The 26,980-nt window shown below is 63.6% G+C and carries 27 protein-coding genes and 1 pseudogene; 21 read left to right on the forward strand and 7 right to left on the reverse strand.

Annotated elements, in window-relative coordinates:
- Positions 1-59: 59 nt before the first annotated feature.
- Entirely contained in the window at positions 60-2,885 is a 2,826-nt protein-coding gene (gene cas3 / locus V5B59_RS15190) for a CRISPR-associated helicase Cas3' (RefSeq protein ID WP_332352014.1), read from the reverse strand.
- 22 nt (positions 2,886-2,907) lie between these two features.
- A pseudogene (locus tag V5B59_RS15195) lies at positions 2,908-3,066 on the reverse strand (DUF6399 domain-containing protein); the annotation flags it as partial.
- A gap of 573 nt (positions 3,067-3,639) precedes the next feature.
- Here V5B59_RS15195 and V5B59_RS15200 point away from each other — a divergent pair.
- From V5B59_RS15200 to V5B59_RS15225, 6 genes are all read left to right on the forward strand, one after another.
- Entirely contained in the window at positions 3,640-4,008 is a 369-nt protein-coding gene (locus V5B59_RS15200; RefSeq protein ID WP_169069969.1) for a PRC-barrel domain-containing protein, read from the forward strand.
- A 16-nt stretch (positions 4,009-4,024) separates the two neighbouring features.
- Positions 4,025-4,408 carry a hypothetical protein gene (locus V5B59_RS15205; protein ID WP_169069968.1) on the forward strand — a complete coding sequence of 128 codons (384 nt, stop codon included), beginning with the start codon at positions 4,025-4,027 and terminating at the stop codon, positions 4,406-4,408.
- Positions 4,409-4,414: 6 nt separating this feature from the next.
- Positions 4,415-4,678, forward strand: coding sequence for a hypothetical protein (locus tag V5B59_RS15210; protein WP_034909357.1), 264 nt, complete (start codon positions 4,415-4,417; stop codon positions 4,676-4,678).
- A 94-nt stretch (positions 4,679-4,772) separates the two neighbouring features.
- Positions 4,773-4,958: a hypothetical protein gene (locus tag V5B59_RS15215; RefSeq protein ID WP_248594773.1), complete on the forward strand. Its 186-nt coding sequence runs from the start codon at positions 4,773-4,775 to the stop codon at positions 4,956-4,958.
- Positions 4,930-5,316, forward strand: a complete 387-nt coding sequence (locus tag V5B59_RS15220) for a YhjD/YihY/BrkB family envelope integrity protein (RefSeq protein ID WP_288129338.1) — start codon at positions 4,930-4,932, stop codon at positions 5,314-5,316. The genes V5B59_RS15215 and V5B59_RS15220 overlap by 29 nt, the downstream gene beginning before the upstream one ends.
- A 346-nt stretch (positions 5,317-5,662) precedes the next feature.
- A complete protein-coding gene (locus V5B59_RS15225) occupies positions 5,663-5,809 on the forward strand; it encodes a hypothetical protein (protein WP_169069911.1) in 147 nt (48 codons plus the stop codon).
- Between the two features lie 9 nt (positions 5,810-5,818).
- On the opposite strand, the gene gcvA is transcribed toward V5B59_RS15225, so the two are convergent.
- Positions 5,819-6,784 carry a transcriptional regulator GcvA gene (gene gcvA, locus V5B59_RS15230; RefSeq protein WP_169069967.1) on the reverse strand — a complete coding sequence of 322 codons (966 nt, stop codon included), beginning with the start codon at positions 6,782-6,784 and terminating at the stop codon, positions 5,819-5,821.
- Between the two features lie 114 nt (positions 6,785-6,898).
- Here gcvA and V5B59_RS15235 point away from each other — a divergent pair, with 114 nt between their 5' ends.
- From V5B59_RS15235 to V5B59_RS15270, 8 genes are all read left to right on the forward strand, one after another.
- Positions 6,899-7,225, forward strand: a complete 327-nt coding sequence (locus V5B59_RS15235; RefSeq protein WP_034920101.1) for a DUF2917 domain-containing protein — start codon at positions 6,899-6,901, stop codon at positions 7,223-7,225.
- Positions 7,226-7,277: 52 nt separating this feature from the next.
- Positions 7,278-7,919: a glutathione S-transferase family protein gene (locus V5B59_RS15240; protein ID WP_169069966.1), complete on the forward strand. Its 642-nt coding sequence runs from the start codon at positions 7,278-7,280 to the stop codon at positions 7,917-7,919.
- A gap of 60 nt (positions 7,920-7,979) precedes the next feature.
- Positions 7,980-8,165 carry an Hsp20/alpha crystallin family protein gene (locus V5B59_RS15245; protein WP_169069910.1) on the forward strand — a complete coding sequence of 62 codons (186 nt, stop codon included), beginning with the start codon at positions 7,980-7,982 and terminating at the stop codon, positions 8,163-8,165.
- A 188-nt stretch (positions 8,166-8,353) separates the two neighbouring features.
- Positions 8,354-8,812: a (2Fe-2S)-binding protein gene (locus V5B59_RS15250; RefSeq protein WP_169069965.1), complete on the forward strand. Its 459-nt coding sequence runs from the start codon at positions 8,354-8,356 to the stop codon at positions 8,810-8,812.
- 8 nt (positions 8,813-8,820) lie between these two features.
- Positions 8,821-11,019, forward strand: coding sequence for a xanthine dehydrogenase family protein molybdopterin-binding subunit (locus tag V5B59_RS15255; RefSeq protein WP_169069964.1), 2,199 nt, complete (start codon positions 8,821-8,823; stop codon positions 11,017-11,019).
- A 2-nt stretch (positions 11,020-11,021) separates the two neighbouring features.
- Positions 11,022-12,050, forward strand: a complete 1,029-nt coding sequence (locus V5B59_RS15260; protein WP_169069963.1) for an XdhC family protein — start codon at positions 11,022-11,024, stop codon at positions 12,048-12,050.
- Positions 12,050-12,634 carry a nucleotidyltransferase family protein gene (locus tag V5B59_RS15265; protein WP_169069962.1) on the forward strand — a complete coding sequence of 195 codons (585 nt, stop codon included), beginning with the start codon at positions 12,050-12,052 and terminating at the stop codon, positions 12,632-12,634. The genes V5B59_RS15260 and V5B59_RS15265 overlap by 1 nt, the downstream gene beginning before the upstream one ends.
- 159 nt (positions 12,635-12,793) lie before the next feature.
- Positions 12,794-13,774: an SGNH/GDSL hydrolase family protein gene (locus tag V5B59_RS15270; RefSeq protein ID WP_169069961.1), complete on the forward strand. Its 981-nt coding sequence runs from the start codon at positions 12,794-12,796 to the stop codon at positions 13,772-13,774.
- Between the two features lie 49 nt (positions 13,775-13,823).
- Here V5B59_RS15270 and V5B59_RS15275 read toward each other — a convergent pair whose 3' ends face one another.
- Both V5B59_RS15275 and V5B59_RS15280 read right to left on the reverse strand, forming a co-directional pair.
- Entirely contained in the window at positions 13,824-14,087 is a 264-nt protein-coding gene (locus V5B59_RS15275; protein WP_169069960.1) for a hypothetical protein, read from the reverse strand.
- 219 nt (positions 14,088-14,306) lie between these two features.
- Positions 14,307-14,831, reverse strand: coding sequence for a periplasmic heavy metal sensor (locus tag V5B59_RS15280; protein ID WP_169069959.1), 525 nt, complete (start codon positions 14,829-14,831; stop codon positions 14,307-14,309).
- Between the two features lie 197 nt (positions 14,832-15,028).
- On the opposite strand from V5B59_RS15280, the gene V5B59_RS15285 reads away from it, so the two are divergent.
- The 6 genes from V5B59_RS15285 (at position 15,029) to V5B59_RS15310 (ending at position 22,495) form a co-directional block, all read left to right on the forward strand.
- Positions 15,029-15,748 carry a response regulator gene (locus tag V5B59_RS15285; RefSeq protein ID WP_169069958.1) on the forward strand — a complete coding sequence of 240 codons (720 nt, stop codon included), beginning with the start codon at positions 15,029-15,031 and terminating at the stop codon, positions 15,746-15,748.
- Positions 15,745-17,067, forward strand: a complete 1,323-nt coding sequence (locus V5B59_RS15290; RefSeq protein WP_169069957.1) for an ATP-binding protein — start codon at positions 15,745-15,747, stop codon at positions 17,065-17,067. The genes V5B59_RS15285 and V5B59_RS15290 overlap by 4 nt, the downstream gene beginning before the upstream one ends.
- Positions 17,068-17,169: 102 nt before the next feature.
- A complete protein-coding gene (locus V5B59_RS15295) occupies positions 17,170-18,147 on the forward strand; it encodes a YcjF family protein (RefSeq protein WP_169069956.1) in 978 nt (325 codons plus the stop codon).
- 78 nt (positions 18,148-18,225) lie between these two features.
- Positions 18,226-19,779, forward strand: coding sequence for a protein adenylyltransferase SelO (locus V5B59_RS15300; RefSeq protein ID WP_169069955.1), 1,554 nt, complete (start codon positions 18,226-18,228; stop codon positions 19,777-19,779).
- Positions 19,780-19,994: 215 nt separating this feature from the next.
- Positions 19,995-20,252 (forward strand): TIGR02647 family protein, encoded by a 258-nt coding sequence (locus V5B59_RS15305; RefSeq protein ID WP_169069954.1) that lies wholly within the window; start codon positions 19,995-19,997, stop codon positions 20,250-20,252.
- 38 nt (positions 20,253-20,290) lie between these two features.
- Positions 20,291-22,495, forward strand: a complete 2,205-nt coding sequence (locus V5B59_RS15310) for a patatin-like phospholipase family protein (RefSeq protein WP_169069953.1) — start codon at positions 20,291-20,293, stop codon at positions 22,493-22,495.
- Between the two features lie 16 nt (positions 22,496-22,511).
- On the opposite strand, the gene V5B59_RS15315 is transcribed toward V5B59_RS15310, so the two are convergent.
- Together V5B59_RS15315 and V5B59_RS15320 are read right to left on the reverse strand one after the other, a co-directional pair.
- Positions 22,512-24,173 carry an isovaleryl-CoA dehydrogenase gene (locus V5B59_RS15315; RefSeq protein WP_169069952.1) on the reverse strand — a complete coding sequence of 554 codons (1,662 nt, stop codon included), beginning with the start codon at positions 24,171-24,173 and terminating at the stop codon, positions 22,512-22,514.
- An 83-nt stretch (positions 24,174-24,256) separates the two neighbouring features.
- Positions 24,257-25,276 carry an NADP-dependent oxidoreductase gene (locus V5B59_RS15320; protein WP_169069951.1) on the reverse strand — a complete coding sequence of 340 codons (1,020 nt, stop codon included), beginning with the start codon at positions 25,274-25,276 and terminating at the stop codon, positions 24,257-24,259.
- A 264-nt stretch (positions 25,277-25,540) separates the two neighbouring features.
- On the opposite strand from V5B59_RS15320, the gene cls reads away from it, so the two are divergent.
- Positions 25,541-26,971 (forward strand): cardiolipin synthase, encoded by a 1,431-nt coding sequence (gene cls, locus V5B59_RS15325; protein ID WP_169069950.1) that lies wholly within the window; start codon positions 25,541-25,543, stop codon positions 26,969-26,971.
- The last annotated feature ends 9 nt before the right edge of the window (positions 26,972-26,980 follow it).

Here is a 26,980-nt window from a genome sequence, read left to right on the forward strand (position 1 = left end):
CGATGGGGATGAACCGTACCAAGTCGGTTCGCCAGCCCTTTGCTGGGCAATGTTCCTCGCTATCGCGGGGTGGCACCGGACGAGTCCTCGTCCGGTGCTTCCAACCCAAGCAACCCGCTTTCGCTCTGGTATTGCCAGCGTCGAAGTACGAATGCCTCTTGGCCGGATTTCTTGCTCCAGGCCTCTCCGGTCCATGCCTCATTGATCAACTCCAGGGGCAGCAGAACTGCCCACTGGCCCCTCCCCGGCAATGTCAGCAGTGCCTGCTCCAGGGCTGCCTGCCGTTCGGGGTCCTTGGGCTCTGCCGTCTTGGCGATCAGTCGCTCGGCGACGCGAACCGTGCTGTAAGCCCAGGCATGCCGCAGATTCGCGTGCGCACACCAAGGCACCAGTTGGCCAGTCTCCCAACGCGCCAACACGACGTTCACGCTCGCCTCGCCCAAACGCGACGGCGTCTTGGCTTCGCTCCACCAGTCGAAGCCACCTCTTACATATCCCAACTCCAGTTTCACGGTGTTCTGCTGGGCTTGGCTGGCGTCACCGTAGGCTTTGCCTTCCGCCTGATTGGCGTTGTGCTCCAGCGCGGTCGGAATCTCCGTATCGCTTCCGAATACGCCCTCGATCAGACTGCGGGCACCGCCAGGCATGGCAAAACCGCCGTTTTGCAGCGCCTTCGCGGTCAGCCAGAGCTGGCCATGGTGGGAATAGACGTTGGCCGCTTTCCTGAACGCGGATTTGAACCAGTCAGCCTTAGGCACATCTGTCCACCCCGGGCCGAATACGCACAAACGGGGTTCGCCGCGCTGGTCGCGTGCGGCAGGGTCTTGCAAACGCCACCCTTGCTGATCACGTGGATGACGCTGCAGGCGACCGGCGCGCTGGATGAGACGATCAATGGGTGCGAGGTCACTGACGACGAAATCCCAGTCTGCATCCAGGCTTTGCTCGACGACTTGTGTAGCAATGACCAATCGGCCCCGCCGCCGTGCCGGTGTGCTGCGCTTACCGAATAACGTCAACACTTTGCGTTCGGTGTGCAGGCGGTCGCGCAAAGCGAAGCGGGCGTGAAAAAGGGTGAGCTTGTCGGCAGGCAGTTTGCCCCGAAAGAGTGCACAGGCTTCCAAGGCATCGGCTACCGTATTGCGAATCCAGCAAACACATTTGCCGGCAGCAAGCGCCGTTTCGATGGCTGCAATGACTTGCGCCTCATCACTGAGATAGTCGACGGCGACCGTGCGCTTTACATCGTCGCGTGTGGCGATGGGAATCTCGGCGGGACGATCGGGCCGATCGCTATGCCAGGAAGTCACCAGCGGGTAGTCGGTCCGACCCGCCATCATTGACAATTCTCTTTGACATCCACATCCGCGCGCAAACGCCCGTAACAGTGCTTTTTTCATGCGTTGCGGCAGCGTTGCCGACAACAGGATGGCGCTTCCACCGGCACGCGCATGAAAGATCAGCAGGTTCTCGAGGATGCCCTGCATGTACGTGTCGCAGGCATGCACCTCGTCCACTACCAACACCTTGCGGAACAATCCGAGCAGGCGCAGCGACTGATGCCTGCTGTGCAGAACGGCCAGCAATGCCTGATCGAGCGTGCCGACGCCTGCCGGAGCCATCAGCGCACGTTTGTTGTGGTCGGCCAGCCAGGCACTACAACGGGCGCTCGCCGTCTCGTCCAACTGCTGCTTGTCTGCATCAACTGGGCCGGCAGGGATCACGGATTCCGCGAACGCCTCCACCAGATTGCGCTGACCGTGCGCCAGCACAAGACTGGCGTTCTCTTCAAACAGGCGCGCATAGACTTGCGCAATGCGGCCGTACATCGCATTAGCCGTGGCCATGGTCGGCAGGCCGATGAAGAAGCCATCGGCATGCCCTGCCGCCATCAGACGATGTGCAAGCAAAACAGCCGCTTCGGTCTTGCCCGCGCCGGTCACATCCTCCAGCAGATAAATCTGTGGGCCTTGCGAAAGCTCGGCCGTTGCAGCCCAGGCCTGCAGTGGAGATGGCGTGATGATGCTGGGGAAAAGCGCATCGAACGCTAATGCGCGCCCGACATTCAAAGGCAACACGCCGGAATGATCAAGCGCAACGACGGCTTGCCGCCTGGCGTGCTCCCAATACTCCCGCAGTGGCAGCGGATTTTCCGTGTCGGCACGATACGCAAAGTAGTCCGTATTGGAGCCCAGCCAGTCCGCGAGAACAGCCAATCCCGCCATCCACCATGACAGATCCTGACTCGCCAACTCAAAGGCTTCCGGGTCGAGCATGGTGGGAATGGCCGCCTCCCGATCCTCAAAGATCAGGGCTCTGATGTCTGTTGTGAATTCGAGAATTGCATACGGATCATCTTGCCAATGAAAATTGGCTTTCCATGAACCACCCTCTTGCGGCGGTTGACCATGATGTCCCGTCACTGCGCGTGCCCAGTAGTTGAGTCCGCACTCGTATAATCCGGTTTGAGGGCCAAACCACACATCCTTCTTCACGTAGTCCATGAGAGGCTTGCTCCAGAACTGCATGCCCAGGCTGTCATGGCGAAGCTTGTACTCTTTGCTGGCGTCCGGCGGGCGACCTCTCATGGCCTTGAACAAGTCTGGCCGTTGGCTCTGAAAGGCTTCGGAAAACTTGCCGAGATCGTGTATGGCAAGCCAGAACACGATCCATCGTTGCAGCGCCACGTGATCATTAAAGTTCAGTCGTTGGCCGAGAAGACGACAGAATGCGGGCGCCTTGCGACAGAATTCCAACCCGACCGCCGCGACATCCAGACAGTGATATGGCAACAGATGAAACTGCGTCCCACTGCCGTCTTGCGGCTTGGCCTTACCCCAGTAACGAAAGTACGGTTTTGAGGCATTGATCATCATTCCGGCCATCCCCGCTACGCCGCCAGCGGCATCAGATAGGGCGGCTTGGACGGGCGAGGTCGTCGGCACGCCGGATGTAGTAGTGGTGCACGGCGGTGAGCGCCGAGAGCTTGCGGTCGCTCAGGCGATGGCAGCCATGGTGATGCAGGGCCAGTTGAGCGTTGCGGCCCTCCACGCCGGAGCTGCTGCGCTGAAAACGATCTTTCGGTCTGCACTACATCGCTCACGGCGGCGTGGATGCGGACGGGCGACCGCAGGGACGTGGCGAGGGGTCTTCGTACGCCTGCTGGGCCGCCCGCTCAACCGCCCAGCACGCCTGGGCGGCTGTCCCGCTGCCAAGCGCGCGCTGGCCGTTTCACGCTGCTCCGCCCGATCCAGGCGCGAGCGGCGCCTCACGACCCACCGGCCATCGATGGCCGTGCAGCGCGCCGTGGCACCGGCCTCGTGTCTGGAGTCGATCCCGGCAGGACCTTCGAGCATCTTCCTTCTCCCTCGGTTGGTTTGCACTTCCAAGGGTACGTGATTTCGAGGGTCCTGCCACGCTTCCGCAGGACTTTCACCAGGTGCAGCACTCGGCTTTGGCCGGAATGATGATCAAGGCCGTTTCCCCCTTATGTTTGCCAACGCACAGATATTGCGCGATTCCCCACCTATCCTGAGCGCTGGAATTCATCGTGTGGGCTTCTCCGGATGTATTTCCCACCTGCGGAGATCAACAGCGCTGAATTCCTGTTTCCATCCACCCTGCAGAAGGAAAAGCAAGATGAGTGCAACGCAAACATTTTCAAACCCTCCCATTAAAGCTTCGAGCATCACCGACAAGAAAGTGCTTAACCCTGAAAACGAAAGCCTCGGAAACATCAAGGAAATCGTTATCGACCCCTGCACCGGTCGCGTTGCGTACGCGGTCCTCTCTTTTGGCGGTTTTCTCGGCATGGGAGGAAAACTCTTCGCAGTTCCGTTCGGCGCGCTCAAGTACAACGTGACGATAGGCTCCTACTATCTTGATATTGCCAAGGAGCGATTGGAAGCGGCGCCTGGATTCGATCCGGAACATTGGCCTTCGATGGCAGATGAAAAGTGGAACAGCGAAGTGCACGCGTTCTACGAGTGCACGCCGTATTGGCAATAGTGTGATGCAGTCCCCGATGGCCACCGGATCGATGGTATCGCTGATTGCTTCGCTTCGCGCCGTCGGCGAACGCTTCCTCGCTCTGGTCATGCTGGAATGCCAACAGGCCGGCCAGAGTCTGGCATGGATGGTGGGGCTGGCGCTCGTTGCCACCCTGCTGGCGCTCGTTGCCACCCTGCTGGCGCTCACCGGCTGGCTGACGATGCTGGCCTGCGTCGTGCTGACCCTCGTTCAGAACCAGATCGTCGGCTGGGAATGGGCGCTGTCGATCGCGGCATTGCTCAGCTTTGCGGGCGCCGGCGGAGTCGTGTTGATGGTGATTCAGCAGAGCCGATACCTGCTCTTCCCGGCAACGCGGCGGCAACTGCGGCGAATTTCCGACGGGAGGGAATCGACATGAATCCACATGAATAAACACACTGACTCGATTGTTCTGGCCGAACAGCAGGTTGCCGAAGCACGCATGGCTGTGCTTGCCGAATACCAGGCGGCACGGGCGAATCTACGCCGCCACATCGGTTCACCGCTAGTCATCGGCGGCGTACTGCTTGGTGCCCTCGTGCTGGGCTATCTCTGCCGTAGCCGCAGCAAACCAATGGCGGTGGTTTACCCGGCAAGCCCGAGCGTATTGACGCAGGTGCTCAAGACGTTACAACTGCTGTTACGGTGAGGCATGCGATGCAACGGCCAGGCCGCGCAAAAGCACTGCGCCAACTGGAGCGGGCAAGCAAGATGACACGGGGAAACGACACCAGGAGACCGGCATGCACCTCAAGCAACTCTGGGATCTGAGCAGGAAATCCGTCAGGGCGTGGGTGGACGATTACGCCCCGAGCATGGGCGCAGCGTTGGCCTACTACACGCTGTTCTCGATTGCGCTGGTGGTCAGCAACATTACGCCGATCATCGGGGCCAACCACTGTGTTCGGAGAATTACAGAGCGACCTTGACCGCATCTGGCGCGTTCCCGCCGCGGCCACGGAGAACGGCCTATGGACCTTGCTGCGCAAGCGCCTGCTTTCTTTCGGCCTGGTCCTGGGACTGGGGTTTCTGCTGCTGGTCTCGCTGATCGTCAGTGCGGCGATCGCCGCATTCGAAAAATTGTGGGATGGGTTTTTCGCAGGCTGGGAAGCGCTTCTGCATGCGCTCGATTTCAGCATCTCTTTCGCCATTACGACTGTACTCTTCGCGATGATCTACAAGTTCATGCCACGAGCCAAAATCGCCTGGCGGGACGTGTGGGTCGGCGCCGAGTTCACCTGGGTGTACGCGCACGAGCACGGTTCGAAAGTGGCTCAAACCGGGTAGCAATCGACTTCTGCAGTGTCTGGTCGTTCGAGCGTAGCAGCGGCTGCAATCTTGATCATCGTTCCGGCCCACCCCCGCTACGCAGCCACTGGCATCCGATACGGGCTGTGGGCAGGGCGGGTCGTCAGCGCTACCGATGGCCAGAACGATAATCAAGGCCGTTTCCGATAAAGTCTAACGGTCATGACTTTCATGATCGGTGGTGCCTGCAATAGCCATGACCGTTAGGGCGATTTCCGGGAATCAAGATCCCGAACAACTACCGCATTGGCTTGTTTTGCTGGCCCTGAGCCCGGCCTAACGCGATGACTCTTGGTATGGCGTTTTGCGGAAATCACCCAAGAGCATGACGAGCAGGGCGAGACGCAACCACACACCGGCATTCCAGGCGCAAGTGGCACTGGCGGCGTTGAAGAGCGACAAGACGCTGGCGGATCTGGTCGAGCGCAGCAGCTGGTATGCGCGCCTGGCGGCGCAGCAGTTCAGCGCCTGATGGCTGGAGTCACTGCGCAGCGGTGCCGCTGCCTTCTTGCGGCGTTGGCGGGTCGCTGCGGGCCACCGCGAGTTCGCCGTCAGGCGGGCAATACAGAGCGGCTTCCTGGAACAGCCAGTCACGAAAGGCGACGACAGCGGCGTGCTGCTCGTCGGCGAGGCGGCAGACGAAAAAGTAGGAGAAAGGCGACTCAACGGCCATCGTGAAAGGCCGGCACAGGCGTCCGCTTGTCAGATCGTCGACGGCCAGCGTATGCCGGGCCAGCGCCACGCCCTGGCCCGAGGCGGCGGCCATCAGCATCAGGCTCGAGTCATCGAACACCGCACCCCGCTGAGGCTCCTCGACCACCACGCCGGCGGCACCGAACCATGGTTGCCACAGTTCATCGTTCGAGCGCAGCAGCGGCAGTCCCTGCAACTGCGCCGGGCTGACCAGCGCGTGGCGAGCGATGAACTCGGGTGAGCAAACCGGGTAGTACCAGTCCTTCATCAGCAGCCGGCAACTGAGTCCCGGGTAACGGCCAGGGCCGAAACGCAGGGCGACGTCGGTTTCGCCCCCCTTGATGTCGGCCAGCCGGGCGCTCGATTGCACCTCGACATCGAGCTCACGATGGCAGGAGATGAAGCTGCCGAGCCGCGGCAGCAGCCAGCGCGCGGCGAACGATGGCATGCAGGTCACGCGCAGACGGCGGTAGTCGCGTGCGGCAATCAGTTGCTCGGTCGCCTTGCCGATCTCGGCGAGTGCCCGCGAAACCCGCTCGGCATAGGCGGCGCCCTGCGTCGTCAGTTTCAGGCCGCGGCCGCTACGTTCGAACAGGGCGACGCCAAGGTAGTCCTGTAACTGTCGCAACTGATGACTGACCGCGCCATGCGTCAGGTGGAGCTGCGCGGCGGCCTTGGTGACGCTCTCGCTGTGCGCGGCCGCCACAAAAACGCGCAGGCTGCCCAGCGGTGGGCTACGTCGGCTATCTGTCAATTTGCTTCACATGTCACGTGAGAACAATTCGATTGTACTTGCTTCGCGCGACGATGAGAATCGCACTGTCTGTCCAGGACCGGGCAGGCACTACCGCCAGCAAAGGAGAACCCCATGACCGCTCTGTTACCCTACATCGAGTTTGAAGTGCGTGCCGCCGAGGCCGTTTCCCTCGACCGGCTCGCCGGCTGGACAGTCGTCGCGCTCGGTACGCGCATCTGGCTGACCGAAGAGAAGGGTGGTCGCGATATCTGGCTGCTTCCCGGCGACCGCCATCGTATCGCGGGTGCGGGCAGGGTCGTTGTCGAAGCGTGGCCGGCGGCGGGCGCGGACGCCGACCTGCCGGCGAAGATCCGGCTGGCGCCGCCGGCGGGAACCTTTGGGCGGCGCTGGTGCCTGCCGAAGTTCAGGCTAAGCCGCGTTGCGTCGGCCTGGATATGAACGTCCGGACGGATGCCCGGATCGCATCAACCATTGACGATTGGAGAAAAAGATGACGGACTTGACGGAAGCCACGCCACACCAGTTGCTGGGTCTCTATGATTCACCCTTCGTGCGACGCGTGGCGGTGACGATGAACCTCTACGCGATTCCCTTCACACACCTGTCGTTGTCGGTGTTCCGGCACATGGATGCCATGCGGCCCCTCAACCCGCTCTTCAAGGTGCCGATGCTGACGCTGCCGAGCGGCGAGAAGCTCTTTGAAAGCGCCTACATTCTCGACTATCTCGACGAACTGGCCGGCGAACGCGACATCCTGCCTCTGACGCCGCGCAGCGGTCCCGAGCGCCGGCAGGTGCAGCAAATGATGGCGCTGGCGATCGTCGCGACCGAGAAAGCGGTGGCCATCGAATACGAGCGCAAGCGCCCCGGCGAGTTGCAATGGGCCGACTGGACGGGCCGCCTGCGCGGCCAGATGCGGCAGGCATTCACCATGCTCGAAGAACGGCTCGCCGGCGATTTCCTGGTCGGAGGCCGCCTGACACAGGCCGACATCACTACCGTTGCCGGGATCGGTTTCGTTCGCTACGTCCTGCCACACGAGTGGCCGGCGAGTGACTACCCGGCACTTGCCAGGCTGGCCGACAGACTCGAGGCGAGTGCCGCGTTCAAGGCCGTGCCGATCGACGAATGAACCGCAGCGCGCCGCCGACGGACCCGCGCAGGGAGCGGACGAGGCGACTAGTGAATCTCCGTGCCGCCTTCGACGACCTTTCAGCCAAGAGACTTCCTGCGCTATTTCGTGAGTCTGGCTGCCTTCGGCATGCTGGTGCTGATCATCGTCCAGGAAGCGGCCAAAGCCGCGTTCAAGGATGGTATCCTTGAAGTGACACTGCCCAAGACGGCCTCGGCGACGCGGACGAACGTGCCGATCGAGTAGCCTGCGGGGGCGTGCGGTTTCGCGGGCGGCGCTCTTGCCGTGGCGGGCAGGCCGGAAGGATGCCCGCCTTTTGCCCGCGGCGAGCGCGACAGGCGCAAGGGCTGAACGAACTGGCCGGCCTCGACCACAGACGCGGCCAGGGAGTCGATACTTGCGCCGTGTACTTCAATCCACTGCAGGAGAGCCTCATGCTTCAGCTCAAAGTCAATGGCCAGCCTCGGCAGGTCGATGTTGCCCCCGACACGCCGCTTCTCTGGGTGCTGCGCGACACGCTGCAGCTTACCGGAACCAAGTATGCCTGTGGCCAGGCGCTGTGCGGCGCCTGCGTCGTCCATGTCGACGGCGTCCCGGCACGCGCCTGCCTGACGCCGGTCTCGGCGGTCGCGGGACGCGAGATCACGACCATCGAAGCCGCACACCAGTCGCGCGTCGGCCGGGCGGTGCAGGCGGCCTGGCGTAAACTCGATGTCGTGCAATGCGGCTACTGTCAATCCGGGCAGATCATGAGTGCGATCGCCCTGCTCGGCCGCCAGCGAAAGCCGACCGACAGCGACATCGACGATGCGCTGTCGGCCAACCTGTGCCGCTGCGCGACCTACCAGCGCATCCGTGCGGCAATCCACGAAGCTGCCCGATCCCTTGCCTAGGAGCTGAAATGGTCAACACGAAGATTGCCAATGCCAGCCGCCGGAGCTTTCTGCAAGGCGCCGCCGGTCTGACGCTGGGTTTCTGCCTGCCAGCGATCGCCGCCCCGGCCGGGGCCGGAAAAGCCGCCGCGCCGGCCGGCCAGCCCTTCGAAGCGAACGCCTTCCTGCGCATCGGCACCGACGATAGCGTGACGGTGATCGCCAAACATCTCGAGATGGGTCAGGGAAGCTACACTGGTCTGGCGACGATCCTCGCCGAAGAACTCGACGCCGACTGGCAGACTGTCCGCCTGGAGGGCGCACCGGCCGACGCATCGCGCTACAACAATCTGTTCTGGGGAGCGTCACAAGGCACTGGCGGTAGTACGGCAATGGCCAATTCCTGGGACCAGCTGCGCGCCGCCGGGGCGGCGGGCCGCGCCATGCTGGTCAACGCGGCCGCCCGGCGCTGGCAGGTGCCGGCGGGCGAGATCACGGTGCGCGACGGCATCGTCAGCCATCGCCGGTCGAAGCGGCAAGCGCGTTTCGGTGAACTTGCCGCGGACGCCGCCCGGGAAGCGGTGCCAGCCAGCGTGGTGCTCAAGGAGGCCAAGGATTTCCGGCTGATCGGCAAGCAGGCACCGCGCAAGGACAGCGTGGACAAGACCAATGGCCAGGCGCAATTCACGCAGGACATTCAGTTGCCGGGCATGCTGGTTGCCGTCGTCGCGCATCCGCCACGTTTCGGCGCCACGGTTCGCGGTTTCGACGCCAGCGCGGCCAGGCGCGTCCGGAACGTCGTCGATGTGGTGCAGATTCCTTCCGGCGTCGCGGTGCTGGCCAGCGATACCTGGAGCGCGAAAAAAGGGCGCGATGCGCTGCAGGTCGACTGGGACGAAAGCCGCTCGTTCAAGCTCGGCAGCGAGGAAATCGTGGCGCGCTATCGCGAAATGGCAAAATCGCCCGGCCTGGTCGCCCGTCGGGTCGGCAATACCGAGCAGGCCTTTGCCGGCGCGGCCCGAATCGTCCGGGCAACGTACGACTTCCCCTATCTCGCGCATGCGGCGATGGAGCCGATGAACTGTGTCATCCGCCTGAGCGAACGGGGGTGCGAGGTCTGGAACGGCGAACAGATGGCCACCGCGGACCAGTCGCGCCTGGCGGCGATCTTCGGCCTCACGCCGGAACAGGTGCGGATCAACATGCTTTATGCCGGCGGCAGCTTTGGCCGCCGGGCGAATACGCATTCCGACTATGTCGTGGAAGCGGCACAGATCGTCAAGGCGATCGGCGGCAAGGCGCCGGTGAAGCTCGTCTGGATGCGCGAGGACGACATGCGGGCGGGCTATTACCGGCCGCTCTTCCACCATGCCCTCGAAGCCGCCCTCGACGCGGGCGGCCAGCTCACCGGCTGGCGGCACCGGCTGGTCGGCCAGTCGATCCTGCTCGGCTCGCCGTTCGAGTCGATGATGGTCAAGGACGGGATCGACGCCGTCTCGGTTGAGGGAGCAGCCAACCTGCCGTACGCGATTCCCAACCTGCTGGTCGACCTGCACACCCCGAAGGACATCGACGTGCCGGTGCTCTGGTGGCGTTCGGTCGGCTCATCGCACACCGCCTATTCGACCGAGGTATTCCTCGACCAGGTGGCGAGAGCCGCTGGCAAGGATCCGGTCGCCTGGCGCCTCGAACTGCTGGCCGATCATCCCCGGCATCGCGGCGTCCTCCGACTGGCGGCCGAGAAGTCCGGCTGGGGAACACGGCTGCCGGCTGGCGTCAAGGGAACCCGGCGCGGCAGAGGCGTCGCGGTGCACGAGTCGTTTCACTCGTATGTCGCACAGGTTGCCGAAGTGACGGTTGCCGCCGATGGCACGGTCAAGGTCGATCGGGTCGTTTGTGCCGTCGACTGCGGTATCGCGATCAATCCCGACAACATCCGCTCACAGATCGAAGGGGCCGTCGGCTTCGCCTTGTCGGCCGCTCTGCATGGCGAAATCACGCTCAAGGAGGGCGCCGTGGTCGAGGGTAATTTCGACACCTATCGGCCGATCCGGATCGGCGAGATGCCACGGCTCGAGGTGCATATCGTTCCCTCGACGGCCAAGCCGACGGGTGTCGGTGAGCCTGGCGTTCCGCCGCTCGCCCCGGCGGTGGCCAATGCGATCGGCGCGGCAACCGGAAAGTATCCGGACCGTCTGCCGTTCCGTGCCGAAGACCTGCGTGCCTGAGAATGGACAGCGTCGATCGGCAGGTGCTCTCGGAGGTGCGACGCTGGGCGGAGCAAGGTTACCGCTTCGCGCTGGTGACCGTCGTCCGGACCTGGGGATCGGCACCGCGCCCTGCTGGCGCCTGGATGGCCTTGCGCCAGGACGGGCGGGTTTGTGGCTCGGTTTCGGGTGGCTGTATCGAGGACGACCTGATCGGCCGCCTGCGGGCAGGGGAGCTGGCCGGAGATCTTCCTTTCAGCCAGACGTATGGCGTGACGCGGGCCGAGGCCGAACGCTTCGGCCTGCCCTGCGGCGGGACGCTCGAACTGGTCATCGAGCCCCGTCCTTGCGTTTCCTTGCTTGCCCAACTCGAGGAAGAACTGGCGTGCGGCAGGCTCGTCGTCCGCTCGCTCACTCTCGCCACTGGCCAGGCAAGCCTCGCTGACGCGGTGCCGGGGGAATCGATCCACTGGGACGGCAAGCTGTTGCGAACCCCGCATGGTCCGGCCTGGCGCCTGCTGATCATCGGCGCTGGCCAGATCTCGCGCTACCTCGCCGAAATGGCGCAGGCGCTCGATTACGCCGTCACCATCTGCGATCCGCGGCCGGAGTATCGCGACGCGTGGCAGGTGCCGGGCAGCCGTCTGGCCGACGGCATGCCCGATGACGTCGTCCAGGCGATGCGTCCCGACCCGCACCTGGCGGTGGTCGCCGTCACCCACGATCCGAAGCTTGACGATCTGGCCCTGCTCGAAGCACTCAAATCGCCGGCTTTCTATGTCGGTGCACTGGGATCGCGGCGCAATAACGCCAGGCGCCGCGAGCGCCTGATGCAATATTTCGATCTCAGCGCCGAACAGGTCGGCCGGCTGCACGGACCGGTGGGAATGGCGATCGGCAGCAGGACCCCGCCGGAAATCGCGCTATCGATTCTGGCCGAAATGACGGCCACCAAATACGGCATCGTGACCCGGACAGCCGATAACGGCCCGTACCGGCACGAATCGACAGCGGCCGCAAAGGCCGCCGTCGCGGGCCCGCCGCTCGCTTGATGAGCAGGACGGCTGGCGAACTCGTCGGCATCCTGCTGGCTGGAGGCTGCTCGCGCCGCTTCGGCGCCGACAAGCTTCTGCACCGGCTGCGCGATGGCACGCCAATGGCCATCGCATCGGCCAGGACCCTGATCGCCGTCTGCCCCCATTCGGTCAGCATCCTGCGCCCCCAACAGACCGAACTGCGCCGGCTCCTGACCGACACCGCGGTCGATGTACGGCTTGCTCCGGAGGCCGAAGCCGGCATGGGCAGCAGCCTGGCCTGCGCCGTTCGAGCGAGCGCCGACGCCGATGGATGGCTCGTGGCTCTGGCCGACATGCCTTTTCTGACGGCCGCGACCTTGCATTCGCTGCTGCAGGCCTTGAGAAACGGTGCCGACATCGTCGCGCCCGTCTATCGCGGACGCCGGGGCCACCCGGTCGGTTTCTCCCGGCGCTGGTTTGCCGACCTCGCCGGCCTGCAAGGCGACGTCGGCGCCAGGCGAATCCTGGACGATCACCCCCGGTCGGTCACGCTCATCGCGTCGGATGATCCTGGCGTCCAGCGGGATATCGACACGCCGGATGATCTGCGGATCGAATAGCACGCGTCGTCGGCTTGGCGAGTGGTTCCTGCCGCTGTCCGCTCGATCCGGAAGGAGGGCGTTCGCCGATTCCGCCGTGCCGCTACGGTAGAAAGTCGGTTCGTGAGCAGTCACCGCAAGAGAATAATTGCTGCCCCTTGATGAACACCGCATCCCCCGATGACCAAGACCACAACCATGAATAAGCCGCGCTGGCATCAGATCCGGCTCAAGTTTGTCCTCATCATGCTGTGCCTCGCGGGCGTGCTTTACGTGCTTTACCGCGACATCCATCCGGGGATGGGATCTGGCCCCGCTGGCCCGGGCGTGCCGGCCGAAGCCTTCGCTTCATCCTGGAACGACGGTGATGTGCTGCTGCTGGGACTGGGTGACAGCATCGTCACGGGCTTTGGCGCACCGCCTGGGTTCGGCTTCTTCGACCGACTGGTCAAGGTACCCGACGGAGACGAAGCGGACATGACCGGCAAGGACTTGCGACACGTCTTCGCGAAGCTGCGGGTGCTCAACCTCGCGCAAAACTCCACCAGTTCCGGCGATCATCTTCGTTACCAGATCGCCCTCATTCCTTTACAGTCACAAAGCACTCGTGGCGTTGTCGTTCTCTCCACCGGCGGCATCGACCTCATTCACGACTATGGTGCGAGCCCGCCGCGTGACGAGGCTCTCTATGGAGCGACCTGGAGCGATGGACAGCGGTACGCCGCAGCCTTTCGTCAACGCCTCGATCAACTGCTCGACGCGATCAGTGCGCGTTTTCCCGGAGGTTGTGAAATCTTCATCGCGACCATCTTCGATCCCACCGATGGTGTTGGCGACATCGAGCGTGTGAATGTGTTCTTGCGATTCATCAAACCGTTCCCGGCCTGGCCGGATGGACTGCGCATCCATGCTGAATTCAATCGCCACATCCGTGAAGCCGCAGCCGCACGCGCCAATGTACATGTCGTCGACGTGCATGGAACCTTACTCGGTCACGGACTGCATCATCGTGATTCCAGGCATCCGCACTACCATTCCGAAGATCCAACGTATTGGTATTTCGCGAACCTCGAGGATCCCAATCAGCGAGGCTACGATGCAATCCGCCGCGCTTTCCTCAACGAAATGATCCGTTACCTCGTGCCAACAGCAACACAGTAATGCAGGGGCCGGGTTTCCCCGGCCCCGAAATCACCCGATCGCTGGGTATTTACTTCCAGCCGGACTGCTTCTCGCAATCATGCATGGCCTTGGGGTTGGCCTTTTCCCATACGGAAATGGAGCGGGTTTCGTTTTCGTCCATCTTGTCGTTCATGCAGACGCAGTACTTGCGGACCACCTCAGCGGTGGCGCCTTCGCCCTTGTTGTCCTTGATACACTGAGAAATCCACTTCCTGTCATCGGCATCGGCAAAAGCGGCTCCGCTGAACAGCATGGATAGCAGGAGGCACGTTGCGCTGATATTCAATTTCATCTGATTCTCCAAAGTGGTTTGTAAGAAAGGAGTCGCAATGCTAATCATTGTGACGTCAAAGTCAACCTGGAGAGCCGGATGATTTTATGGAGATCTTCAATCTCCCCGCGACAATCATGAACAGCGGGATGGCCGCTGTAGGACACACCTTCCTCCCCCGGACTCTCCTCCGCACCGGAGAAAGGGAAAATCGTCGCGGGAGGAGAGAAGCGCTGCGGCTCAGTAACGGGCCGGGCCACCGGGACCACCGGGACCACCCGGCCCGAAGCGGCCGCCCTGCCCCATCCGTTCGATCTTGCTCTTGAAGAACAGGCGCGCTTTTTCCTTCTGCGCGGCGTCGAGGCTGTCGTATACCGCCAGCCAGCGGTCGCGGCCGGCTTCGCGCTGCTTGCGGCCGGCATCTTTGAGTTCGTCCATCTGCTTGACGACGGCGCGCAGGTCGGCACCCGGTTTGCTGACGCTGGCCAGGACTTCCTCGTGGTGCTTGCGCCACTGCTCGCCCATCTCGCGCATGCTGGTCCTACTGAACTGCTCGGCGTCCTGCCAGAGGGCATCCTGCCTGGCGTCCAGCTTGAGGTCGTCGTGCAGGCGTGACATCTCTTTCATGTGGTATTGCATCCGATGTTCCATCCGGCCGCCGGGCGCGCCGCAGCGCTCGGGGCTCATGGCGAAAGCCGCACCGCCGGCGCCGAGCGCCAGAATCAGTGCAGCGACGAGAATACGGGGGGTGAATTTCGATTGCATGGAGTGACTCCTGAAAGTGGGGTTGATCGATCGCGACGGGCACGCTTGCCTGCCCCTTTCGCGATGCAGCCATTCTGCTCCTCCCCGCATTTCAAACGATTTCATCGCCACGGCGTCGCGTTGCAAATTGTTTCTTTCGCCCGGACCGGCGCCGCCGACGGCATAGAATGCAGTTCATCGCCACAATCGCCACGACCATGAAAAAAATCCTCCTCATTGACGACGACGCCGAGCTGCGCCAGTTGCTCGCCACCTATCTCGGCCGACACGGTTTCGACACCTTGCTGCTCCCCGACACGCGCCAGCTCGATGCCTTTCTCGAACGCTACCAGCCGCAGTTGCTGATACTCGACCTGATGCTGCCCGGAGAAGACGGTCTGGCGGCGTGCCGGCGGCTGCGCGCGCGCGGCGAGATGCGACCGGTGATCATGCTGACCGCGCGCGACGAGCCGGTCGACCGGGTGATCGGCCTGGAAATGGGAGCCGACGATTACCTCGGCAAACCTTTCGACCCGCGCGAACTGGTCGCCCGCATCGAAGCGGTACTGCGACGTGGAGCGCGCTCGCTGGTGGCGCCTGATCCCGAGGGAGGCGTGACGCGCTTCGGCGAATGGCTCTTCGACCGTGCTGCGCGTCAGTTGTCGAGAAAGGATCAGGCGGTGACGCTGACCAGTGGCGAATTCGCGCTGCTGAACACCTTGATCCATCACGCCAGGCAGCCAATGAAGCGCGAGCGTCTGCTCGAGTTGACGCGCGGCGACGCCAGCGAATCCTTCGACCGCGCCATCGACGTTCAGATCCACCGCCTGCGGCGCCTGATCGAGACCGATCCCGCCCACCCGCGCTATCTGCAGACGGTGTGGGGAATCGGTTATGTCTTCGTTCCGGATGCGCCTGGCGACGCCGCTGCAGAATGAGAATCTTCCCCGCCTCGCTGGCCGGACGGACGGTGCTGCTGGTGATTGCCGTCATCGCCGTCGCGGAGATTGCCACCTTCTCGCTGCTCGGGCACTTCCGCCGCAGCTCGCACGTCCATCAGACGGTGCAACTGATCGCCGGCCAGGTGCGTCTGCTGCAGGTGGTGCTGCCGGGACTCGGCGATGCCGCCCGCCAGGCTCTGAGTGCTGCCGATGCCGGCGAGCAGGGACTGCAACTGCGTCCGGATGGCAGCGGTGTACCGCTCCACCAGCCACGCTTTCCCTTCGCCCGCCGCCTCGCCAACGATCTCGCCGAACGTCTCGGCGAGCCGGTATTGCTCCGGCACGGCGGTCCTGGACAGCGCAGCGGCCTGTGGATCGGTTTCATGGCCGGCAGCGAGCGCTGGTGGCTGCTGCTGCCGCCACCGCGCTTCGAACCGCAGGCGCTACCCACCGATCTGTGGCTGTTTCTGGCAATGACGCTGGCCGCCGTGCTGCTGATCGCCGGCCTTTTCGTGCATGGCATCGTCGGTCCGCTGGCACGCCTCGGCGACGCCGTCGCGGCGACCGGCGACGGCGCTGCACGCACGGCGATACCGGAAGGTCCGCGCGAGGTGCGGCGCCTGGCCGAGCGCCATAACACCATGCTTGGCCAACTGGCCGCAGCAGCGGCCGAGCGGCGTGAGATGCTCGCCGGTCTGACGCATGACCTGCGGGCACCGCTGACGCGCTTGCGTCTGCGTCTGGCGCTGCTCGCCGGCGATGCGCAAGGAAGTAGCGAATGTGCCGGCCTGGTGCGCGACGTCGATGACATGGAGCGGATCGTCGGACAATGCCTGGCCTTCCTGCGCAGCGAAAACCCCGATGCTGCGCCAGCGCCGCTGGCCATCGCGGCGCTGCTGCGCGAGGGCGTCGCCCGCCAGCGCGAACTCGGCCGTGCCGTCGAGTTGACGGTCAGCGACGCCGCGGCGCAATGCCGGGTGGCGATCACCGCCGGCAATCTGCAACGCTTGCTCGACAACCTGATCGACAACGCCCTGCAGCATGGTGCGCCACCGGTCGAGGTGCAACTGGCACTGGCCAGTACAAGCATCGCGACGCTGCGCGTGCGTGATCACGGGCCGGGAATCGCCGGCGCAGATCGCAGCCGCGCCCTCGAACCCTTCGCCCAGCTCGAACCGGCGCGCGCCACCGACGGCAGTTGCGGACTCGGTCTGGCGATCGTGCGGCGAATCGCCGTCGCTTGTGGCGGTGAGGTGCTGTTGGCCGACGCGCCCGGCGGCGGCCTGGAAGTTCTGGTGCGGCTGCCGACTCGCTGAATGCCCGAGCGCAGCGCACTGGCAACACATCCGTCTTGATCGTGGCGCGGAACTTCCGGATACTCGCCGGGCCAAACCACCATTTCCCAGGAGACACTTCGCATGAACGAGCAGGAACAACAAGCCATTCTCACCCTTTGCCTGATGGCCGCCTTTGCCGACGGCCACAAGAACGAATCCGAGCGTGCCGAACTCAAGCGCATCGCCGACGCCCTGGCCGGCGAGGGATCGATCAATATCGCCGCGCTCTATCAGGATGTGCTGCTCAAGCGCGTATCCATGGCGTCAACCGTGGCCACGCTGACCTCCCCGGAAGCGCAACAGCTCGCTTTTGAAATGGCGGTCTGTGTCTGTGACGCCGACGGCGTGCAAAGTGCTGCCGAACAGGCTTTTCTCGCTGAACTGCGCAGCGCTCTCGCGCTCGACCTGCAGCAGTCGGCGGTCTACAGCCAACAGGCGGAAGCCATCGCGGCGCTGCCGCTTGCTGCAGGCGCCAGCAGCAGCTCACAGATCCCGCCGCCGGCACCCGCCTCCATTCCTGCTGCCGAGCATGCGTCTACGCTGAGCGAGACGGAACTGGAGCAGGCGATTCTCAATGCCGCGATCCTGAATGGCGCACTCGAACTGCTGCCGGAATCGCTGGCGACGATGGCGATCATCCCGCTGCAGATGAAACTGGTCTATCGCATCGGCAAATCCTACGGTTTCGAACTCGATCGCGGCCATATCAAGGATTTTCTTGCAACCCTCGGCGTCGGGCTGAGCTCGCAGTATCTCGAACAGGCTGGCCGCAAGCTGCTCGGCGGCCTGCTCGGCAAGATCGGTGGCGGCCTCCTGGGCAGCCTCGGCAAACAGGCGGTGAGTTCGGGAATGAGTTTCGCCAGCACCTATGCGCTCGGGCACGTCGCCAAACGCTACTACGCCGGCGGCCGCAGCTTCTCGGCGCCGATGCTGCGTGCAGCTTTCGACGACATGCTCGGCGAAGCCAAAGGGCTACAAAGCCGTTACCTGCCCGAGATGCAGGCCAGAGCGCGAACACTGGATACTGCCCGGATCGTCGAACTGGTCAGACAGGGTTGATTTCCTGATACGCTGACACGCCTCACATGGCGCAGCAATGCCGCCGGCTCGTCACCGCTCTCCTGACACGGTCTTTTCATGCTCACCTTCGATAATCGTTTTCTGCGCGAACTGCCGGGTGACCCCGAGCAAAACAATGTGTCGCGGCAGGTCTTCGGCGCCTGCTGGTCGCCGGTCGATCCGACGCCGGTCGCCGCGCCGCGCCTGCTCGCGTATTCGCGCGAGGTGGCGGCAGCGCTCGATCTCGACGAACAGTCGATGGCCGCACCCGAAGTGCTCGCCGCGTTGTCCGGCAACGGACTGCTGCCCGGCATGACCAGCTATGCCAGTTGCTACGGTGGCCACCAGTTCGGACAGTGGGCCGGACAGCTCGGCGATGGCCGCGCGATCCTGCTCGGGGAAGCGATCAACCGTCAGGGACAGCGCTTTGAACTGCAACTCAAGGGTGCCGGCCCGACGCCCTACTCAAGACGCGCCGACGGCCGCGCGGTGCTGCGCTCATCGATCCGCGAATTCCTGTGCAGCGAAGCGATGCATCACCTCGGCGTGCCGACGACACGCGCATTGAGTCTCGTCGGCACCGGCGAAGCGGTTGTCCGCGACATGTTCTACGACGGGCATCCGGTCGCCGAACCGGGTGCGGTGGTCTGCCGGGTCGCACCCTCGTTTACCCGCTTCGGCCATTTCGAGCTGCTGGCGGCGCGCAGCGATCGCGCCCTGCTGCAGCGCCTGGTCGAGTTCACCGTGACACGCGACTTCCCCGAACTGGTCGCTGGCCCCGAGTACGACCTGGCCGCCTGGTTCAGGGAAATCTGCGAGCGCACCGCGCGCCTGATGGTGCACTGGATGCGCGTCGGCTTCGTGCATGGGGTGATGAATACCGACAATATGTCGATTCTCGGCCTGACCATCGACTACGGCCCCTATGGCTGGGTCGACAATTTCGATCCCGGCTGGACACCCAACACCACCGACGCCTCGACCCGTCGCTACTGCTTTGCCCGGCAACCGGCGATCGCGCTCTGGAATCTCGAACGACTGGCCGAGGCACTGGCGATGCTGATGCCCAGACCCGGCGCTCTGGCCGACGCGCTCGAACGTTATGGCGAGGTCTATGCCAACGAATTCCGTGCGGCCTTCGCTGGCAAATTGGGCCTTGAACGCTGGCAGGAAGACGATGTCGACCTGCTCGAGGATCTCTACGGACTGATGCATCGGACGGAGATCGACATGAGCGAGTTTTTCCGCAGCCTGGCACGGCTGGACATCGAGCAACCGAGCGTCGATGTCGTGCAGGGGTCGTTCTACCGTGAAGATCTCCGGCAGCGTTTTGCCGGCGATCTGCTGCAGTGGCTGCAGCGCTACGCTGCCCGCCTGCGGCAGGAAGGGCAACCGACAGAGCGACGTACCGCACGGATGAACGCCGCCAACCCACGCTACGTGCTGCGCAACTACCTGGCGCAGCAGGCGATCGACCTCGCGGAAGAGGGCGACACGCAGATGATTCACGATTTGCTGGAAGTCTTGCGCCATCCCTATGACGAACAGCCGGGGCGGGAAGCGTTCAGCGCCAAGCGGCCTGACTGGGCGAGACACCGGGCGGGGTGTTCGATGCTTTCTTGCAGTTCCTGACGGTATCGCTCTGCTCTCGATTTACCGGGTTCGCCCGCTGACGCGTCATGGCGAGTGGGAGACTTGCCGGGCTTCGCAGGCTCAGCCCAAGCCACGACACTGGCGCATCCCTTTGCATCACACCCAGCTCATGCACTTCCCGAGAGCCACAAGGGCAAGCCGGGTTAGAATTGCGCCTCACGGTCACCACTGGTTGCGACCAACGAGGAATTACCATGCCTTTTACACCCGATCTGGTCGATGAACTCAACACCCTGGTCTTTTTCGATCTCGGCAGCACCCAGCAGGGAATCAAGATTCACAAGACCGCCGACCCGGCGATCATCGCGGCGACGCGGCGGCTGCATGCCAAGGGGCTGCTGACGCTGGTCGACGGCGGTTATCTGACGAGCATCGGCCGTGATGCCGCGGAACACGCGCAGGCGGTGCTGACCATTCTCAGCTCGACGCCTTCGCTGACGACCGGATCGTAGGCGGGCAGCAGCTTGCCAATCTGGGGTACGGAGCGACCATGAACGGAATTCCCTGCCGGCACCTGCTGCTCGCGCTGCTCGCCGCCAGCGCCATGGCCAGCGCCAACGACCAACCCCCCGCCCGACAACCGCGTGTCGGCCTGGTTCTCGGCGGTGGTGGCGCGCGCGGCGCGGCGCATATCGGCGTCCTCGAAGTGCTCGAAAAAATGCGCGTGCCGGTGGACTGCGTCGCCGGCACCAGCATGGGCGGGCTGGTGGCCGGAGCCTACGCCGCCGGACTCACTCCGGCGATCATGCGTCAGGAACTGGCAAAAGCCGACTGGGATGACCTGTTCCAGGACGACCCGCCGTACTCGCAGCGAAATTATCGCAAGAAGGCCCTGGAAAAGCATTTCCTGCCGGCTTCGGAAACCGGCGTCGGTGCGGATGGACTGAAGTATCAGACTGGCGTAGTGACCGGGCAGAAGATCAAACTGTTCTTCAACCAGTTGGTGGGTGATTATCAAGGGGAACGGGAAATCGCGGCACTGCCGCTGCCGCTCTCGATCATCGCCACCGACATCGTGCATGGTGAACGGGTGGTCTTTCGCAGCGGCAGCCTGACCACCGCGATGCGCGCCAGCATGTCGGTTCCCGGCCTGATGTCGCCGGTCGAAGCCGAGGGCAAAAAACTGGTCGACGGCGGCCTGGTGGACAACGTACCGATCGACGAAGCGCGTACGCGTTGCCAGGCCGACATCGTGATTGCCGTCAATGTTGGCTCGCCGCTGCTGAAGGCCGACGAGATCAGCGGGCTGCTGAGCGTCGCGGCGCAGATGGTGAATATCCTGACCGAGCAGAACGTCACCCGCTCGCTAGCCACGCTCAAACCAACCGACATTTACATCAAACCCGACCTGGAAGGGGTCAGCGCGGGGGACTTCAAACGTACCTCGGAAACCGCCGATCGCGGCGTGGCGGCGACCGAAGCAGTCGCTGAGCGCCTGCGCCCGCTGGCCGTCAGCGAAGCCGCTTATGCCGCCTGGGCCGGGAAGTTCCAGATGGCCCGACGCGAAGCACCGAAGGTTCATGAAATCCAGATCGCCGGACTCAAACGGGTCAACCCGGTGATGGTGGAACAGCATATCGATCTCAAGCCGGGGGATCCAGTCGACCCGACCAGAATCAATGCCGAGCTGCTGCGGACCTATGGCGATGGCTATTACGAGCATGTCGATTACCAAATGCTCACCGAGCGCGACCGCAACATCCTGCGCGTGACGCCGCTCGAGAAGAGTTGGGGACCCGATTACCTCCGCTACGGCGTCAACCTCGACACCAACTTCAAGGCCGATTCGACCTACAACCTGCGCCTTGCCTACCACAAGACCTGGCTCAACTCACTGGGCGGAGAACTGCTGACCTTTGGCGAGATCGGTTCGAACAACGGCATCGGGATCGACTATTACCAACCGGTCGATGAGCGCCAGCGCTACTTCGTCGAAACCAACCTGCGCTATGGCAGCAAATTGAACGGCATCTATCAGGACGATCAGAAGCTCGCCGAATACCGGCTTCTCCAGGGCAGCGCCAAACTCGGCGGGGGAATCAACCTCGGTGCGATCGGCCAGGCCCGCCTTGGCTGGGAGGAAAAATGGTGGAATCCCAGGCTCGATACCGGTTCGCCGCTGCTGCCGAATGCATCGAAGCGGTATGGCGGCTGGTTTGGCCGGATCGACCTCGACCAGACCGATCGCCTCTATTTCCCGACCAGCGGTTGGCGTTCCACGATCGAGTATTTCGACTCACCGGCGAACCACTTCAGCAAACTCGATGCCGGTGCCAGCGCTTTTCACAGTTTTGGCGACTGGGTATTGAGTAGTCGGCTGTCGTATCAGGGCTCACCCGTCGGGCAGTTGCCCATTTACGATCCCGGCAAACTCGGCGGCATGCTGAACATGACCGCTTTCGCCGTTGGCCAGTTGAAGGGCGATGACATCAGTTATGGCAATCTGCGTGCCGAAAGGATCATCGGCCGCCTGCCGCTCGGCCTGCGCGGCGACATGCGCCTGGGGCTTGCTTTCGAAGCGGCCAAGGTCGGCACGCCCTACACCGAAACCAATCTCAAGGGCTGGATCAACTCGACCGCCATCTACCTTGGGGGAGAAACGCCACTCGGCCCGGTCTACCTGGGTTACGGTTACTCGACTTCGGGATCGAGTGGCGGCTATTCCAATCTCTACCTGTTTCTCGGGACGCCCTGAGCGCCTGTCATGCAGCTCAGACCATCTGCGCGGGATTCGCCCGCGTAATGATGGCGTCGACATCGGTGCCAGCCGGCAGCAGGCCGAAAACGTCGGCGGCGGCCTCGAAGCGCGATGCACAGAAAGCATCGAAGACCGCATCGCTGGCATGCTGGCGCAGCAGCGCTGCCTGCAGCAGCAATGCCAGATCGCGCGCCAGGCGACGGGCCTGGGCTTCTTCGGTGAGACCGTCGATGGCCCGCAAGGTGGCCGCCAGGCTCCGGTCCAGGACCGCGTGCGCGTGCCGTGCCGGCGCAACCTCGTGTTCCAGGGCGCCGGCCATTTCCGGTGCACGCAAAGCACGCAGCAGGTCCAGCGCCATGATGTTGCCGGCACCTTCCCAGATCGAATTGAGCGGCATCTCGCGGTAGATGCGTGCCATCACGCCCTCGCCCTGCTCCTCGACATAACCGTTGCCACCCAGGCATTCCATCGCCTCCTGTGCGAAGTGGCTGCCGCGCTTGCAGATCCAGAACTTGGCGATCGGCGTCAGCAGACGGCGGAGCCGTGCTTCGTGCCCGCTGGCATCCTGTCCGTTCTCGCTACGGTCCACCGCGCGCGCCAGACGCAGCGCCAGAGCGGTCGCGGCCTCGCTCTCGAGCGCCAGGTCGGCGAGCACATTCTTCATCATCGGCTGTTCGGCAAGGCGCCTGCCGAAAGCCTGGCGCTGCCCGGTATGGTGCAGGGCCAGCGACAAGGCATGCCGCATCAGGCCAGCGGTACCAAGCGCGCAATCGAGCCGGGTGAGCGCACCCATGGCCAGGATTTGCGGTACGCCACGGCCCTCGTCGCCGACCAGCCAGGCGCAGGCCGCATCGAACTCGACCTCAGAACTGGCGTTGGCATGGTTGCCGACCTTGTGCTTCAAGCGCTGGATGGCGAGCGCGTTGACCGTGCCGTCGGGCAGGATGCGCGGCAGGAACAGACAGGACAGGCCAGCGGGGGTCTGCGCCAGCACCAGGAAAGCATCGCACATTGGCGCCGAGAAGAACCATTTGTGGCCGGTGATGCGGTAGCGGCGTCCCCAGGCGTCTTCGCCGTCGAAGTCGGCCCGGCTGGTGTTGGCACGCACGTCCGAACCGCCCTGCTTCTCGGTCATGCCCATGCCCATGGTCAGGCCGGTCTTCTCCTGGAAGGGCAGGAAGCGCTGGTCGTAGCGATCGCTGGCCAGTCCCGCAGCCCACTCGGCATAAATCGCAGCATTGGCGCGCAGTGCTGGTGTGACCGCATAGCTCATCGACACCGGGCAGAGTACCGACGGCTCGCATTCGGTGAACAGCATGAAGGCCGCGGCGCGCTCGACATGCGCCCCGGCAGCCGCCGACCACGGCGCACCGTGCAGGCGATGGCGCAGCGCCGCCGCCAGCAGGGCATGATAGCTCGGATGAAATTCCACCTGGTCTACGCGATGACCATAGCGGTCATGGCTTCTCAGTTGCGGAGCAAAGGCGTTGGCCAGCCGCGCATGCCGCTGCATCTCGGCCGACCCCATCTCGGCGCCAAGTTTCGCAAAGCGCGCGGCGTCGAAGCCGGCATGGTTGAAGCGGAGCGCGTCGGCGAGAGCGCGGTTCGCGGTAAACAGGTTGATATCCACAAAGGGGGTGCTCTGGTTGAACACCGCGTGCGTGCCTCGACTCATCGAATTCTCCACGTCCTGAATGTGAAAGTCGCGTCAGCGAAGCGTCTGTAGTCAGGGATCGACAGGCGCGGCAAGCCTCGCGCTCAGATCAGGCGGACCAGCTGCTTGCCGAAGTTGCGGCCCTTGAGCAGACCGAGAAAAGCCGCTGGCGCACTCTCGATGCCCTGCGCGACGCTTTCGCGGTACTTGAGCTGGCCGCTCGCCACCAGCGTGCCGAGTTCCTTGAGCGCCTCGGGCCAGAGCGGCAGGTGCTCGCTGACGATGAATCCCTCGATCTTCATCCGGTTCACCAGGATCAGTTGCGGCGCACGCATCGGGATCGGCTCGCCGTTGTAACCGGAAATCATGCCGCACACGGCGATGCGGGCGAAGGCGTTGCAGTTCAGCATCACCGCGTCGAGGATGGTGCCGCCGACGTTCTCGAAATCACCGTCGATGCCGTTCGGACACGCCGCCTGAAGCGCCGCTGCGAGTGACTGCGGCTCCGGATGCTGGCGGTAGTCGATGCAGGCGTCGAAGCCGTAATCCTCGACCACCGCGCGGCACTTCTCGGTGCCGCCGGCGATGCCGACGACGCGGCAGCCACGCAGCCTGGCGAGTTGGCCGACGACACTGCCGACCGCGCCGCTCGCCGCCGATACCACCACTGTCTCGCCCGCCTGCGGAGCGATCACCTTCAGCAGCCCGTACCAGGCGGTGACGCCCGGCATGCCGACCGCGCCGAGGTAGGCCGAGAGCGGGATCTGCGAGCTGTCCACCTTCTGCAGCACACCGCGCTGATTGGCATCGACCAGCAGGTACTGCTGCCAGCCGCCCATGCCGACGACCTGGTCACCGACCTGGAACTGCGGACTGCGCGAATCGACGACTTCACCGACCGTGCCGCCAACCATCACCTGGTTCAGCGGCTGCGGCTCGGCGTAACTCCTGCCCTCATTCATGCGGCCGCGCATATAGGGGTCGAGGCTCAGGTAATGGTTGCGCACCAGCACCTGACCATCGACGAGGGCAGGAATCGGTGTTTCGACCAGCCTGAAGTTATCGACGCTGGGCTCCCCGGTCGGACGGGAGGCCAGAAGGTACTGTTTGTTCACGAGATTCATGATTTGACCATATATGATGGTTATTTTCTGCTGCAGGATAGCGCGTGGCAGTGGCAAATCCCGCGAGCCCTGTTCACCAAGCAAGAATCACGCCGAACCATGACAAGCAAATCGAATCAACCACTTGTCACCATGACGCGGCAGCGAAGACGATGAACTGTAAGAATTTTCGACAGTTGGCGACGCGCGCGCCTGCAAGGGCTAAGCAATCGTGGGGGGAACGCGCATTGACCCGTGCCCGGCAACAGTCTCATACTCCTCTGCATGGTGTTCAGTCTTCTCTCTTTCGTCTATCTGGCACTGGCGCTGGCGGTTTCGCTGCGCATCTTTTCGCGGCGAAGCTCGCACGGCACGGCATTGGCGTGGCTGCTGCTGGTCATTCTCGTGCCGGCCATTGGTGCCCTGGCGTATCTGCTGATCGGCGAACGCCGTCTCGGCAGAACCTGGATGCAAAGGGCGATCACCCTGCAACCGCAGATTCTGCGCTGGGCCGGGCGCATTCCGGCGAAAGACGTGGTTGCTCCAGCCACCCTCTCCAGCGGAGCGGAGAGTATCAGCCGGCTTGCAACCGGTCTCGCCGGCCTGCCGCTGATGGGCGGCCATCGCCTGCAACTGCTCGTCGACAGCGAGTCGATCATGCGCATGCTGATTGCCGACATCGACGCTGCCCACAGTACGGTGCACCTGGAGTTCTACATCTGGAGCGCCGGCGGCTTCGTCGATGACCTCGTGAACTCCCTGGTTCATGCCGCAGGCCGCGGCGTTTACTGTCGCGCGCTGATGGATTCGCTAGGTAGCCGTTCCTTTTTCCGCAGTGCAGCGATCGAACGACTGCGCGCTGCCGGTGTCGAGATCGTCGAAGTCCTGCCGGTCAATCCCCTGCGTATGCTGTTCGTCCGTCTCGACCTGCGCGATCACCGCAAGATTGCCGTCATCGACCGCTGCCTCGCCTACACTGGCAGCATGAACATCGCCGATCCACGATTTTTCAAGCAGAACGCCGGCGTCGGCGAATGGGTCGATGCCATGGTCCGGATCGAGGGCCCGGCCGCCTGGGCACTCGAAGCGGTGTCGCTGTCGCTGACCTTCCTGCAGTCCGGCGGCGATTTCGCGCCGCCGCAGGCACCGGCGCTGGCGCTCGCCGGCAATAGCCAGGTGCAAATCTTTCCGTCCGGGCCGCAGGCTTCGACCCGCCACATCGAGGCGCTGCTGCTCACGGCAATCTACGCAGCCAGGCGCGAGATCGTCCTGACTACGCCCTACTTTGTTCCCAGCGAGACGCTGCTCGTCGCCCTTCGCTCGGCGGCGGTTCGCGGCGTCCGCGTCATCCTGATCGTTCCGGAGAAGGTCGATTCCTTGCTCGTGCGTTACGCCAGCGACGCTTATAACGACGACCTGCTGGCTGTCGGCATCATCATCCTGCATTTCACAGACGGTCTGCTGCACACCAAGAGCATGGTCATCGATGAACAGGTGACGATCTTCGGCACCGTCAACCTCGACCTGCGCAGCTTCGAACTCAACTTCGAAATCTCGCTGATCGCCTACGACCAGCAATTCTCGGCGGAAGTCCGCGAACTGCAACGCCACTATGAATCGCGCTCACGACCCTTGCTGCTGGAACACTGGCGCGCGCGCCCACACTGGCGCCGAGTGCTCGAAAACGCCGTGCAGGTGATGAGTCCGCTACTCTGACCGGGACGG

This window comes from Candidatus Accumulibacter contiguus (assembly GCF_036625285.1).
GTDB classification, from domain to species: domain Bacteria; phylum Pseudomonadota; class Gammaproteobacteria; order Burkholderiales; family Rhodocyclaceae; genus Accumulibacter; species Accumulibacter contiguus.